The organism is Burkholderia sp. MSMB1589WGS, assembly GCF_001636105.1.
Classification (GTDB): domain Bacteria; phylum Pseudomonadota; class Gammaproteobacteria; order Burkholderiales; family Burkholderiaceae; genus Burkholderia; species Burkholderia humptydooensis.
Genome location: NZ_LNJT01000007.1, coordinates 815278 through 828549, shown reverse-complemented (window position 1 = coordinate 828549; position 13272 = coordinate 815278). Strand labels below are relative to the sequence as shown.

Annotated in this window: 14 protein-coding genes; all 14 read left to right on the top strand. The window is 67.9% G+C overall.

All coding sequences use genetic code 11. The annotated features are described in order from the left end of the window. Window positions 1-7 precede the first annotated feature (7 nt). A complete protein-coding gene (locus WT16_RS11735; RefSeq protein ID WP_063533388.1) occupies window positions 8-481 on the top strand; it encodes a protein YgfX in 474 nt (157 codons plus the stop codon). A 106-nt stretch (window positions 482-587) separates the two neighbouring features. Next, a complete protein-coding gene (gene rpoE / locus WT16_RS11730; protein ID WP_006025804.1) occupies window positions 588-1187 on the top strand; it encodes an RNA polymerase sigma factor RpoE in 600 nt (199 codons plus the stop codon). An 81-nt stretch (window positions 1188-1268) separates the two neighbouring features. Further along, on the top strand, window positions 1269-1871 hold the full coding sequence (locus WT16_RS11725) for a sigma-E factor negative regulatory protein (RefSeq protein WP_063533387.1): 603 nt from the start codon (window positions 1269-1271) through the stop codon (window positions 1869-1871). A gap of 5 nt (window positions 1872-1876) precedes the next feature. Next, complete coding sequence (locus WT16_RS11720) at window positions 1877-2932, top strand: MucB/RseB C-terminal domain-containing protein (RefSeq protein ID WP_015601294.1); 1056 nt, start codon at window positions 1877-1879, stop codon at window positions 2930-2932. 16 nt (window positions 2933-2948) lie between these two features. Continuing rightward, a complete protein-coding gene (locus tag WT16_RS11715) occupies window positions 2949-4457 on the top strand; it encodes a DegQ family serine endoprotease (protein ID WP_063533386.1) in 1509 nt (502 codons plus the stop codon). Then, window positions 4454-4705, top strand: coding sequence for a glutaredoxin family protein (locus tag WT16_RS11710; protein ID WP_006025808.1), 252 nt, complete (start codon window positions 4454-4456; stop codon window positions 4703-4705). Before WT16_RS11715 ends, WT16_RS11710 begins: the two co-directional genes overlap by 4 nt. 236 nt (window positions 4706-4941) lie before the next feature. Next, entirely contained in the window at window positions 4942-6735 is a 1794-nt protein-coding gene (gene lepA, locus WT16_RS11705; protein ID WP_063533385.1) for a translation elongation factor 4, read from the top strand. Window positions 6736-6750: 15 nt separating this feature from the next. Next, window positions 6751-7644, top strand: a complete 894-nt coding sequence (gene lepB / locus WT16_RS11700) for a signal peptidase I (protein ID WP_009913165.1) — start codon at window positions 6751-6753, stop codon at window positions 7642-7644. Between the two features lie 149 nt (window positions 7645-7793). Further along, complete coding sequence (gene rnc, locus WT16_RS11695; protein WP_015601926.1) at window positions 7794-9167, top strand: ribonuclease III; 1374 nt, start codon at window positions 7794-7796, stop codon at window positions 9165-9167. Window positions 9168-9236: 69 nt separating this feature from the next. Further along, a complete protein-coding gene (gene era, locus WT16_RS11690; RefSeq protein WP_009913163.1) occupies window positions 9237-10136 on the top strand; it encodes a GTPase Era in 900 nt (299 codons plus the stop codon). 19 nt (window positions 10137-10155) lie between these two features. After that, a complete protein-coding gene (recO, locus tag WT16_RS11685) occupies window positions 10156-10974 on the top strand; it encodes a DNA repair protein RecO (protein ID WP_006025813.1) in 819 nt (272 codons plus the stop codon). Further along, window positions 10971-11744 carry a pyridoxine 5'-phosphate synthase gene (pdxJ, locus tag WT16_RS11680; RefSeq protein ID WP_006025814.1) on the top strand — a complete coding sequence of 258 codons (774 nt, stop codon included), beginning with the start codon at window positions 10971-10973 and terminating at the stop codon, window positions 11742-11744. The genes recO and pdxJ overlap by 4 nt, the downstream gene beginning before the upstream one ends. Window positions 11745-11749: 5 nt before the next feature. Then, window positions 11750-12181: a holo-ACP synthase gene (gene acpS, locus WT16_RS11675; RefSeq protein ID WP_006025815.1), complete on the top strand. Its 432-nt coding sequence runs from the start codon at window positions 11750-11752 to the stop codon at window positions 12179-12181. A 27-nt stretch (window positions 12182-12208) separates the two neighbouring features. Continuing rightward, a complete protein-coding gene (gene nagZ / locus WT16_RS11670) occupies window positions 12209-13237 on the top strand; it encodes a beta-N-acetylhexosaminidase (RefSeq protein ID WP_059933972.1) in 1029 nt (342 codons plus the stop codon). Window positions 13238-13272: the final 35 nt, after the last annotated feature.

Below are 13272 nucleotides of genomic sequence, written 5' to 3'. Positions count from 1 at the left end.
GGGTCGCTTGACGGAGCCGTTCCACGCCGCATCGGCAGGCGCGCAGCACATCGTGCTGCGCGCGTCGGCGTGCCTGCGCACCGCGTGCGCGCTGTTCGTGGCGGCCGCCGGCGCGGCGGTCTACGCTTGTGCGGCGCCGCTCGTCGGCAGCGGCGGGGCGGCGGCGCTCGCGGGGCTCATCGCGGCGCTCGTCGCGTTGCGCGCGCGGGCCGCCCGCGAGCGGTGTCAGCCGGCTGCGTTGCAGATCGATGCCGGCGCGGGCGTGCTCGCGGCGTTCGACCGCGACGGGCGGCTCCTCGCGCGCGGGCAGATCGCCGGCTGCACGCAATGGAGCGATCTGCTCGTCGTGCTGACGGTGCAAGGCCGCGGCCGGCGCGCGACGCCGCTCGTCATTCCGGCTGACGCGGTCGACGCGCCCGTGTTCCGCGCGCTCTGCGTGCTGGGCCGGCGCGCCGCGCGCGGGACGCTCGCGGCGGCATGACCGCTTTCGCGGCCGGCCGTTTCCGGTCGAAAACGCCCATGAGCGGCTCGAGCGGGAACGTTACAATAGCGCTCCGCGTTGCTTCCCTCGTTTACGGATTTGTCAGGTGAGTGAAAAAGAAATCGATCAGGCACTGGTCGAACGCGTACAGAATGGCGACAAGGCGGCGTTCGAACTCCTGGTCTCCAAATACCACCGCAAGATCATCCGGCTGATCTCGCGCCTCGTGCGGGACCCCGCGGAGGTCGAGGACGTGGCCCAGGACGCGTTCATCAAGGCGTATCGCGCGTTGCCGCAGTTCCGCGGCGAGTCGGCGTTCTACACGTGGTTGTACCGGATTGCCGTCAATACGGCGAAGAACTACCTTGCGACCCAGGGTCGCCGGGCGCCCACGTCCACCGACGCGGACGCCGAAGAGGCTGAAACTTTCTCCGACGCCGACCAACTAAGGGATATCAACACGCCTGAGTCGATGTTGATGAGCAAGCAGATCGCCCAGACGGTCAATGCCGCGATGGCGTTGTTGCCGGAAGAGTTGCGAACGGCCATCACGCTGCGCGAGATCGAAGGCCTGAGCTACGAAGAGATCGCGGAGATGATGGGATGCCCGATCGGCACCGTCCGCTCGCGGATCTTTCGCGCCCGCGAGGCGATCGCGGCAAAATTGCGGCCGCTTCTCGATACGCCGGAAGGCAGGCGCTGGTGAGCGCCTGCGGCGAATCGAAGCGGCTTGGGGTCTAGTTACGGAGTCGTGTGTCACGACGGGGTGTGCAAGATGGGGAGCATCATGGGGTCGGTCTCTACGCAGTCGCAAGCGTGCTCGCAACGCGAGCGCATGTCCGCTCTGGTCGACGGCGAAGCGCCTGAGGGCCTTTCGCTGAAACAGATTCTCGCGGGGCTCGCCGACGCCGAGCGCGCGACGTGGGCGCAATATCACGTGATCGGTGACGCGCTGCGCTCCGACGAGCTCACGCTCGAGCCCGCCGAGAGCCGCGCGTTCATGGCCCGCTTCTCGACGAGCCTCGCGGCCGAGCCGCACCTGCTCGCGCCCGCGGCCGCGCCTGTCGCGCGCCGGCTGCTGGCGCTGCGCCGCCGCGTCGTGCCCGCGTTCGCGGTCGCCGCCGCCGCGGCGACGCTCACGTGGATCGTCGTGCCGCAGATGCAGGGCGCCGGCGCGCCGGGCGCCGTCCAGGTCGCGTCGGTGAGTCCCGCGCAGCAAGGCCCGCTGCAACGCGTGGCGGCCGCGCAGACGGGCGCGCAGGACGTGAACATCATCCGCGACGCGAGCCTCGATCAATATCTCGAAGCGCATCAGCAATTCGCGCAGCAGCCCGTCGTGACGGGTTCGATGCCGGTCATTCGTACCGCCGTCGCCACGCAAGGCCAATAAACTCGATGCGGACGTTGCAGTTGAATCAAGCCCCCCTAGGTTGGAGACGGCTGCCGGCGCTGTTGCTGTGCGCGGCCGCGCTGTTGTCCGTCCAGTCCGCCGCCTCTGCGCAGCAACCCGACGATCCCGTGGCCACCCGGCGCCAGGCGGCCGAGTGGCTCGATCGCCTCCAGCAGGCCGCGCAGCAGCAGAACTACGAAGGGACGTTCGTCTATCAGCGCGGCGCGTACGTGCAATCGTCGCGGATCGTTCATGTCGCGACGAAGGGCGACGGCGAATACGAGCGCGTCGAAAGCCTCGACGGCAAGCCGCGCAAGCTACTGCGCCACAACGACGATCTCTACACGTTCGTGCCCGAGCGGCGGCTCTGCGTCGTCGAGCGCCGCCAGAACAAGGATTCGTTTCCCGCGCTGCTCGGCGCGAGCGGCGAGCAGGTGCTGTCCGTCTACGAGCCGAAGTCGCTCGGGCGCGATCGCGTCGCGGGCCTCGACGCGCAGGTCGTCGAGCTCGTGCCGAAGGACGCGTACCGCTTTGCGTACAAGCTGTGGACCGACGCGAAGACGGGGCTTCTGCTGCGCTCGCAGACGCTCGACGCCGACGATCGCGTGCTCGAGCAGATCGCCTTTTCGCAACTGCAGCTCGGCGCCGCTGCGCCGAGCCAGAAGACCGCGATCGCGGCCGGCATGCGCAATCTCGGCGGCTGGACCATCGTGCGGCCGCCCGTTTCGCCCGTCGACATCGAGGCGCAGGGCTGGCAGATCGCGCCGACCGTCGCGGGCTTCCGCAAGATCCGCGAAGTGCGCCGCCCGATGGCCGCGCGCGACGCGAACGATCCGCCGATTCCCGTCGACCAGGCCGTGTTCACCGACGGCCTCGCGACGATCTCGGTCTTCATCGAACCCGCCGAGAAGAACAGCCGCAAGGAAGGGGCGGGCAGCACGGGCGCGACGCACGTGCTCGTCAAGCGCCGCGGCGATTTCTGGATCACGGTTCTCGGCGAAGCGCCTCCCTCGACGTTGCAGCAGTTCGCGTCTGCCATAGAATACAAGGCTTCCAAGTAACCTTTCGGTTTCCGACATGATGAATCCCTCGCTGCGCACCTGGCTCGTCGCCGCGGCGGTGACGGCCTTGACGCCGCTTGCCGCGCAATCGGCGACGGCGGCTCCGAATGCCACGACCGCGCCCGCCGCAGCGGGCGCCGCGCCCACGATGCGCGCGGGTCTGCCCGATTTCGCGGACCTCGTCGAGAGAGTCGGCCCGGCGGTCGTCAACATCCGGACGACGGCGAACGTGCCGGCCGACACGCGCGGCGCGCTGCCGCCCGGCCTCGACAACGGCGACATGTCGGAATTCTTCCGCCGCTTCTTCGGCATTCCGCTGCCGCAGCCGCCGGGCGGGCAGAAGAACGCGCCGAGCACGCCCGAGGCGCCCGACACCGAGCAGAACCGCGGCGTCGGCTCGGGCTTCATCCTGTCGCCGGACGGCTATGTGATGACGAACGCGCACGTCGTCGACGACGCGGACACGATCTATGTGACGCTCACCGACAAGCGCGAATTCAAGGCCAGGCTCATCGGCGTCGACGAGCGCACCGACGTCGCGATCGTGAAGATCAACGCGTCGAGCCTGCCGACCGTCGCGATCGGCGATTCGAACCGCGTGCGCGTCGGCGAGTGGGTCGTCGCGATCGGCTCGCCGTTCGGCCTCGACAACACGGTCACGGCCGGCATCGTCAGCGCGAAGGGCCGCAACACCGGCGACTACCTGCCGTTCATCCAGACGGACGTCGCGGTCAACCCCGGCAACTCGGGCGGCCCGCTCATCAACATGCAGGGCGAAGTGATCGGCATCAACTCGCAGATCTACAGCCGCACGGGCGGCTTCATGGGCATCTCGTTCGCGATTCCGATCGACGAGGCGATGCGCGTGGCCGAGCAACTGAAGGCGTCGGGCAAGGTCACGCGCGGCCGGATCGCGGTCGCGATCGGCGAGGTGACGAAGGAAGTCGCCGATTCGATCGGCCTGCCGAAGGCGGAAGGCGCGCTCGTCAGCAGCGTCGAGCCGGGCGGCCCGGCCGACAAGGCCGGCCTGCAGCCGGGCGACATCATCCTGAAGTTCAACGGCCGTCCGGTCGAAACGGCGTCGGATCTGCCGCGCATGGTCGGCGACACGAAGCCGGGCACGAAGGCGACGGTGACGGTGTGGCGCAAGGGGGAGTCGCGCGATCTGCCGATCACGATCACGGAATTCCCGGCCGACAAGACCGCGAAGGCCGACAGCCGCCAGGCGCCGCAGCAGAAGCCGCGCAGCAGCGCGCTTGGCCTGACGGTCAGCGACCTGTCGCCCGATCAGTTGAAGACGCTCAAGCTGCGCAACGGCGTGCAGATCGACGCGGTCGACGGGCCGGCCGCACGCGCGGGGCTGCAGCGCGGCGATATCGTGCTGCGCGTCGGCGACGTCGACATCACGAGCGCGAAGCAGTTCGTCGACGTGACGTCGAAGCTCGATCCGCAGCGCGCGGTCGCGGTGCTCGTGCGGCGCGGCGACAACACGCAGTTCATCCCGATCCGGCCGCGCCAGAAGTGAGCGCCGCGCGTTTCACGCTGTACGGCCGCGGCTGGTGCCATTTGTGCGACGACATGCGCGACGCGCTCGCGCCGGTGGCGGCCGAATGCTCGGCGAGCGTCGATTATGTCGACATCGACGCAGAGCCGGCGCTCGTCGCGCGCTATGACGAGGACGTGCCGGTGCTGCTGCTCGACGGTGTCGAGGTATGCCGGCACCGGTTCGACGAGGCGCGGGTCAGGGAAGCGCTCGCGCGGCGCGGGGCGTGAAGCGCTGCGCGATGAAGCGCGCCAAAGGAAGCGCGGCGGTCTCGCCGCCGCTCGCGCCCGACGACTCGCCGCGCACTTCGAACGATCGCGCCGCAGGTCGCCGGCCGGCGCATGTCCGGACGTCCAAAATGCCGCCCCTGGCGAACCTTTTCGGCTAAAATAAGCCGTTTTTTCACCGACTTACAAGGCGTGCTCTGCGGTCGTCGAGCGCGCCTTTTTCGCTTGATCGGCACTGAATGGATCATATTCGCAACTTCTCGATCATCGCGCACATCGACCACGGCAAGTCGACGCTCGCGGATCGCATCATCCAGCTTTGCGGCGGCCTGTCCGACCGCGAGATGGAAGCGCAGGTGCTCGACTCGATGGATCTCGAGCGCGAGCGCGGCATCACGATCAAGGCACAGACCGCCGCGCTCACCTATCGCGCGCGCGACGGCAGGGTCTACAACCTGAATCTCATCGATACGCCGGGGCACGTCGACTTCTCGTATGAAGTGAGCCGCTCGCTGTCCGCGTGCGAAGGCGCGCTGCTCGTCGTCGACGCGAGCCAGGGCGTCGAGGCGCAGACGGTCGCGAACTGCTACACGGCAATCGAGCTCGGCGTCGAAGTGGTGCCCGTCCTCAACAAGATCGACCTGCCGGCCGCAAACCCGGAGAACGCGATCGCCGAGATCGAGGACGTGATCGGCATCGACGCGACCGATGCGGTGCGCTGCAGCGCGAAGACGGGCCTGGGCGTCGAGGATGTGCTCGAATCGCTGATCGCGAAGGTGCCGCCGCCGAAGGGCGATCCCGATGCGCCGCTGCAGGCGCTCATCATCGATTCATGGTTCGACAACTACGTCGGCGTCGTGATGCTCGTGCGCATCGTCAACGGCACGCTGCGCCCGAAGGAAAAGATCAAGCTGATGGCGACCGATGCGCTGTATTCGGTCGAGCACGTCGGCGTGTTCACGCCGAAGTCGCGCAATCTCGAATCGCTGTCGGCGGGGCAGGTGGGCTTCATCATCGCCGGCATCAAGGAACTGACGGCCGCGAAGGTCGGCGACACGGTCACGCACGCGACGAAGCCCGCACCCGAGCCGCTGCCGGGCTTCAAGGAAGTGAAGCCGCAGGTGTTCGCGGGCCTCTATCCCGTCGAGGCGAACCAGTACGACGCGTTGCGCGAATCGCTCGAGAAGCTGAAGCTGAACGACGCGTCGCTGCAGTACGAGCCCGAAGTGTCGCAGGCGCTCGGCTTCGGCTTCCGCTGCGGCTTCCTGGGGCTGCTGCACATGGAGATCGTGCAGGAGCGGCTCGAGCGCGAGTTCGACATGGACCTCATCACGACCGCGCCGACCGTGGTCTACGAGGTCGTGCAGAGCGACGGCACGACGATCAGGGTCGAGAACCCGGCGAAGATGCCGGAGCCCGCCCGGATCGCCGAGATCCGCGAGCCGATCGTGACGGTCAACCTGTACATGCCGCAGGACTACGTCGGCTCGGTGATCACGCTGTGCGAGCAGAAGCGCGGCTCGCAGATCAACATGCAGTATCACGGCCGGCAGGTGCAACTCACGTACGAGATCCCGATGGCGGAAATCGTGCTCGACTTCTTCGATCGGCTGAAATCGGTGTCGCGCGGCTACGCGTCGATGGACTACGAGTTCAAGGAATACCGGACGTCCGACGTCGTGAAGGTCGACATGCTGATCAACGGCGACAAGGTCGATGCGCTGTCGATCATCGTCCACCGTTCGCAGTCGCAGTATCGCGGCCGCGAAGTCGCGGCGAAGATGCGCGAGATCATTCCGCGCCAGATGTACGACGTCGCGATCCAGGCGGCGATCGGCGCGCACATCATCGCGCGCGAGAACATCAAGGCGCTGCGCAAGAACGTGCTCGCGAAGTGCTATGGCGGCGACATCACGCGCAAGAAGAAACTGCTCGAAAAGCAGAAGGAAGGCAAGAAACGAATGAAGCAGGTGGGTTCGGTCGAGATCCCGCAGGAGGCGTTCCTGGCGATCTTGCGAGTCGAAGACAAATAACAGGACTGATCCTTTATGAATTTTGCGTTGATCCTTTTTGTGCTCGTCGTGCTGACGGGCATTGCGTGGGTGCTGGACAAGCTGGTTTTCCTGCCGCAGCGGAAGAAGGCGGCAGACGCGGCGGTCGCCGAGTTCGACCGCCAGCAGGAGCGGATCGGCGAGCGCTTCGCCGACGAGAACGCGCCGCAGACGCGCGCGCGGCTGCGTGACGAGAAGCTGCGCCAGCCGTGGTGGCTCGAATACACCGCGAGCTTCTTTCCGGTGATTCTCGTCGTGTTCGTCGTGCGCTCGTTCGTCGTCGAGCCGTTCAAGATTCCGTCGGGCTCGATGGTGCCGACGCTCGTCGTCGGCGATTTCATCCTGGTCAACAAGTTCGACTACGGCCTGCGTCTGCCGATCACGAACCGGAAGATCACCGCAGGCCGTCCGCTCGAACGCGGCGACGTCGTCGTGTTCCGCTATCCGAAGGACGAATCGGTCGACTACATCAAGCGCGTGATCGGCCTGCCGGGCGACACGATCGCGTATCAGGACAAGAAGCTGACGATCAACGGCCAGCCCGTGCCCGAGACGCCGCTGCCGGACTACTTCGACGAAGAGCGGATGAACTACGCGAAGCAGTTCGAAGAAACGCTCGGCGCGCGCAAGAACGCGATCCTGAACAATCCGTCGGTGCCGCCGTTCGTGATGGGCGCGGACGACTATCCGTATCGCAACAATTGCCAGTACGACAGCCGCGGCGTCGTCTGCAAGGTGCCGCCTGGCCACTACTTCATGATGGGCGACAACCGCGACAACAGCGCCGACAGCCGCTACTGGGGCTTCGTGCCGGACAAGAACATCGTCGGCCGCGCGTTCTTCATCTGGATGAACTTCAGCGAGCTCAAACGCATCGGCTCGTTCAACTAGCCGCACCGAACGTTGCGACACGCCGCGCACGGGCTGCGAGGCGTGTTGCCGAACCACTTTAAGAACCGGCGGCAATGCCGCCTCGTCACGCCTTTTCGCGCCAGGCCGCGTTTCCCGACCGAAGCGGCGCCCGCGTTATACTCCTGTCCATGCCCTTATCCCAGTTGGAAAGCCGGCTGCGCTATGAATTTCGCAATGCGGAATTGTTGCGCCAGGCTTTGACCCATCGCAGTCACAGTGCCACGCATAACGAACGGCTCGAGTTTCTCGGCGATTCCGTTCTGAATTGCGCGGTGGCCGCCCTTTTGTTTCAGCGCTTCGGCAAGCTGGACGAAGGCGATTTGTCGCGCGTGCGGGCGAATCTCGTCAAGCAGCAGTCGCTGTACGAAATTGCTCAGGCCCTCAATATCTCGGACGGCCTGCGGCTCGGCGAAGGCGAGCTGCGCAGCGGCGGATTCCGAAGACCGTCGATCCTCGCGGACGCATTCGAAGCCATCATCGGGGCGGTGTTCGTCGATGGCGGCTTCGAAGCCGCCCAAGGGGTCATCAAGCGGTTGTACGTGCCGATTCTCGACCACATCGATCCGCGCACGCTCGGCAAGGATGCGAAGACGCTGCTGCAGGAATACCTGCAGGGCCACAAGATCGCGCTGCCGACCTATACCGTCGTCGCGACGCATGGTGCGGCGCACAATCAGCAATTCGAAGTCGAGTGCACGGTGCCGAAGCTGGACATCAAGGTGTCCGGCTCGGGCGCGAGCCGCCGCGCGGCCGAGCAGGCCGCCGCGAAGAAGGCGCTCGACGAGGTGATGGCGGTTGCGCCGATGCTCGCCGCGAAGCCGAAGCGCTCGAAGAGCGCGCGCGGCGCGAAGCATGTGGAGCCGGAGATCGTGCCGGGCGTGAAGGGCGTGCAGGAGGCGCTCGACCTGCGTTCGCCGGACCGCAAGGAGCGCGGCGCGAGCCGCGTGGCGGGCGACGAAGCGAAGGGCGCCGAGCCGAAGGCGGTCGATCCGAAGGCCGTGGCCGACCCGAAGTCGGGCGACGCGAAGCATGGCGAGCCGAAGGCTGCGGAGTCCTGCGCGGATGACTCGAAGGCGGCCGAGGCGAAGGCGCCCGAGGCAAGAGCCTCGGCGGACGCGAAAGCCGGTGCGCAGACCCACGCGGCCGCTTCGCCCGTCGTGCCTGCGCAGGCCGACGACGTGGCCGCCCGTTCGCCCGCGGCCACGCCCGTCGCGGTGATCCGCGCGGCGCACGTCGAGCACGGCGCCGACAAGAGCGAGCCGCGCGCGTCGAAGCCGGCCGAAAAATCCGCTTCGACGGCCGACAAGCTGCCGGAGAAGGCGAGCGACAAGCCGTCGCCGGAGAAATCGGCGGAAAAGCCGATGGAAAAGCCGGACGCCGCCGTGCGCGTCTCCGCGGGAACGGCCGACCGGCCGCCGCGCGCGCGCGACGCGTCGTCGTCCGCCACCGCCGAGCCCGATCTGGCCGCCGCGCCCGTGCGCGTCGCCGACGCGGGGCATTGACATCGTCCCAATCGACATCGCGGTCGCGCACGGTCGCGCGGCCGCTTCCGAACCCAGCAGCAGCCTGATATGAACGCACCCGCTCCCACCGGTTTCCGTTGCGGCATGATCGCGATCGTCGGCCGTCCGAACGTCGGCAAGTCGACGCTGATGAACGCGCTCGTCGGCCAGAAGATCAGCATCACGTCGCGCAAGGCGCAGACGACCCGCCACCGGATCACCGGCATCCGCACGCTCGACGACGCGCAATACATCTTCGTCGACACGCCCGGCTTCCAGACGCGCCACAGCACCGCGCTCAACCGGTCGCTGAACCGCGCGGTGACGTCGACGCTGACGTCGGTCGACGCGATCCTGTTCGTGATCGAGGCGGGCCGCTTCGGCCCCGACGACCAGAAGGTGCTCGACCTGATTCCGCCCGGCACGCCGACGCTCCTCGTCGCGAACAAGCTCGACCGCGTATCCGACAAGGGCACGCTGTACCCGTTCTTCCAGAAAATGGGCGAGCTGCGCGAGTTCGCGGAGATCGTGCCGCTGTCGGCGAAGCATCCGGAGGACATCGAGCGGCTGATGAACACGGTCAAGCCGTATCTGCCGGAAGGCGACGCGATCTACGGCGAAGACGACCTGACCGACCGCAGCTCGCGCTTCCTCGCGGCCGAGATCCTGCGCGAGAAAGTGTTTCGCTGGACGGGCGACGAGTTGCCTTACACGAGCACCGTCGTCATCGACAAGTTCGAGGAGGAGGGGCGGCTCACGCGCGTGTTCGCGACGATCCTCGTCGAGCGCGATTCGCACAAGGCGATGGTGATCGGCAGGAAGGGCGCGAAGCTCAAGCAGATCAGCACCGAGGCGCGGCAGGACATGGAGAAGCTGTTCGACGGCCCCGTCTATCTCGAGACCTTCGTCAAGGTGAGGAGCGGCTGGGCGGACAACGAAGCGGGGCTGCGCGCCTATGGGTACGAATGACGGGACGTCCGATGTCGGGATGACCGACGAGGCCGACGCCGACCCGCAACCCCCGATCGCGCCGCCCGCGCCGGACGCCGGCAAGCCGGCGCGCAAGCCGCGCCGCGCCGCGCCGCGCACGTCCGAATTCCGGATCGCCGAGCAGCCGGGGTTCGTGCTGCACAGCTATCCGTATCGCGAGACGAGCCTCGTCGTCGACGTGCTGACGCGCGACCACGGCCGCATCGCGCTCGTCGCGAAGGGCGCGAAGCGCCCGCATTCGGCGCTGCGCGGCGTGCTGCAGACGTTCCAGCCGCTGTCGCTGTCGTGGTCCGGCAAGTCGGAGCTGCGCACGCTGACGGGCGCCGAATGGGTGGGCGGCATGCTGCCGCTCGCGGGCGACGCGCTCTTGTGCGGCTTCTACGTGAACGAGCTGCTCGTCAAGTTCTGCGCGCGCGAAGATCCGCATCCGCCGCTCTTCCAGCACTATCTCGTCACGCTCACGCGCCTCGCGCACGGCGAGCCGCCCGTGCAGGTGCTGCGCTCGTTCGAGCGCGTGCTGCTGCGCGAGACAGGCTATGCGATGACGTTGAAGCGCACCGTCGCGCGGCGCGCGGTCGAGCCCGGCAGGCTCTACGTGTTCGATCCGCAGCGCGGCGTGTGCGATGCGGGCAGCGACGTGCCGTCGCACTGGCCCGTGATCGCCGGCCAGACGTTGCTCGACATGGAAGAGGACGATTACCATCGGGCGCAGACCGTTGCGCAAAGCAAGACGCTGATGCGCTTTCTGCTCAACACCTATCTGGGCGGCACGCCGCTCGCCACGCGTCAGATCCTGATCGACCTGCAAAACCTATGAGCTTCTTCCTCACGACGCCTACCGCCATCGAACTGGGCGTGAACATCGACCACGTCGCGACGCTGCGCAACGCGCGCGGCACCGCCTATCCGGACCCCGTGCGCGCGGCGCTCGCCGCCGAGGATGCCGGCGCCGACGCGATCACGCTGCATCTGCGCGAAGACCGCCGGCACATCGTCGACGCGGACGTGCGCACGCTGCGTCCGCTCGTGAAGACGCGGATGAATCTCGAGTGCGCGGTGACGCCGGAGATGCTCGACATCGCGTGCGAGATCCGGCCGCACGACGCCTGCCTCGTGCCGGAGAAGCGCTCGGAGCTGACGACGGAAGGCGGCCTCGACGTCGTCGGGCACTTCGACGCGGTACGCGCCGCGTGCAAGCAGCTCGCGGACGCGGGCGTGCGCGTGTCGCTCTTCATCGATCCGGACGACGCGCAGATCCGCGCCGCGCACGAGACGGGCGCGCCCGTGATCGAGCTGCACACCGGCCGCTATGCGGACGCGCACGACGCGGCCGAGCAGCAGCGCGAGTTCGAGCGGATCGCGACGGGCGTCGACGCCGGCATCGCGCTCGGGCTGAAGGTGAACGCGGGCCACGGACTGCACTACACGAACGTGCAGGCGATCGCCGCGCTGCCCGGCATCGCCGAGCTGAACATCGGGCACGCGATCGTCGCGCACGCGGTGTTCGCGGGCTGGGACAACGCGGTGCGCGAGATGAAGGCGATCATGGTCGCCGCGCGCGTCGCCGCGCTGCACGGCGGCCGCTGACGCGCATGGCGATCTACGGCATCGGCACCGATCTCGCTCAGGTGAGCCGCATCGCCGCCGTGCTCGAGCGCACGGGCGGGCGCTTCGCCGCGAAGGTGCTCGGCCCCGACGAACTGCGCGTGTTCCACGCGCGGCGCGCGCGCTCGGAGGCGCGCGGCATCGCGTTTCTCGCGACGCGCTTTTCCGCGAAGGAAGCGTTCTCGAAGGCGATCGGCCTCGGCATGCACTGGCCGATGACATGGCGCGCGCTGCAGACGCTCAACCGGCCGAGCGGCGAGCCTTACGTCGTCGCGTCGGGCGAGCTCGCCGCGTGGCTCGATGCGCGCGGCATCACCGCGCGCGTGACGGTGAGCGACGAGCGCGACTACGCGGTCACGTTCGTCGTCGCCGAGGCGCCCGACGACGTCGTCGCCGCGCGCTCGGGCGCCGCTTCCTGATCCATTCTCCGCAAGGACGCTGATTCGATGAAACTGACCCCCGGTCCGGTGATGCTCGACGTCGTCGGCACGACGCTCACGCGTGACGACGCGCGCCGTCTCGCGCATCCGCAGACGGGCGGCGTGATCCTGTTCGCGCGCCACTTCGAAAGCCGCGCGCAGCTCGTCGCGCTGACCGACGCGATCCGCGCGGTCCGCGACGACATCCTGATCGCGGTCGATCACGAGGGCGGCCGCGTGCAGCGCTTTCGCACCGACGGCTTCACCGTGCTGCCGGCGATGCGCCGGCTCGGCGAGCTGTGGGACCACGACGTGCTGCGCGCGACGAAGGCGGCGACCGCGCTCGGCTACGTGCTCGCGTCCGAGTTGCGCGCGTGCGGCATTGACATGAGCTTCACGCCCGTGCTCGATCTCGATTACGGCCGCTCGAAGGTGATCGGCGATCGCGCGTTCCATCGCGATCCGCGCGTTGTCGCGCTGCTCGCGAAGAGCGTCAACCACGGGCTCGCGCTCGCCGGGATGGCGAACTGCGGCAAGCATTTTCCCGGTCACGGCTTCGCGCAGGCCGATTCGCACGTCGCGCTGCCGACCGACGACCGCCCGCTCGAAGATATCCTCGCGAACGACGCGGCGCCGTACGACTGGCTCGGGCTGTCGCTCGCGGCCGTCATCCCGGCGCACGTGATCTATACGCAGGTCGACTCGAAGCCGGCGGGCTTCTCGCGCGTGTGGCTGCAGGACGTGCTGCGCGGCCGGCTGCGCTTTCCGGGCGCGGTGTTCAGCGACGATCTGTCGATGGAGGCCGCGCGCGAAGGCGGCACGCTCGCGCAGGCGGCGCAGGCGGCGCTCGATGCGGGCTGCGACATGGTGCTCGTCTGCAATCAGCCGGATGCGGCGGAACGGGTGCTCGACGCGCTGCGCACGACGACATCGCGTGAATCGCTGCAGCGGATCAAGCAGATGCGGCCGCGCGGCAAGGCGCTCAAATGGCGCAAGCTGATGCGCGAGCCGCGTTATCTGAATGCGCAGGAACTCCTGCGCAGCGCGTTCGCCTGACTTGAAACGGGCGAACGCGGGGCGAAGGCGGCGTG

Coding starts and splice junctions, on each gene's coding strand:
- WT16_RS11725 (WP_063533387.1), top strand. CDS start 1,269: ATGGGGTCGGTCTCTACGCAGTCGCAAGCGTGCTCGCAACGCGAGCGC.
- WT16_RS11715 (WP_063533386.1), top strand. CDS start 2,949: ATGATGAATCCCTCGCTGCGCACCTGGCTCGTCGCCGCGGCGGTGACG.
- recO (WP_006025813.1), top strand. CDS start 10,156: ATGACCGACGAGGCCGACGCCGACCCGCAACCCCCGATCGCGCCGCCC.
- nagZ (WP_059933972.1), top strand. CDS start 12,209: ATGAAACTGACCCCCGGTCCGGTGATGCTCGACGTCGTCGGCACGACG.
- pdxJ (WP_006025814.1), top strand. CDS start 10,971: ATGAGCTTCTTCCTCACGACGCCTACCGCCATCGAACTGGGCGTGAAC.
- acpS (WP_006025815.1), top strand. CDS start 11,750: ATGGCGATCTACGGCATCGGCACCGATCTCGCTCAGGTGAGCCGCATC.
- lepA (WP_063533385.1), top strand. CDS start 4,942: ATGGATCATATTCGCAACTTCTCGATCATCGCGCACATCGACCACGGC.
- lepB (WP_009913165.1), top strand. CDS start 6,751: ATGAATTTTGCGTTGATCCTTTTTGTGCTCGTCGTGCTGACGGGCATT.
- era (WP_009913163.1), top strand. CDS start 9,237: ATGAACGCACCCGCTCCCACCGGTTTCCGTTGCGGCATGATCGCGATC.
- rnc (WP_015601926.1), top strand. CDS start 7,794: ATGCCCTTATCCCAGTTGGAAAGCCGGCTGCGCTATGAATTTCGCAAT.
- WT16_RS11720 (WP_015601294.1), top strand. CDS start 1,877: ATGCGGACGTTGCAGTTGAATCAAGCCCCCCTAGGTTGGAGACGGCTG.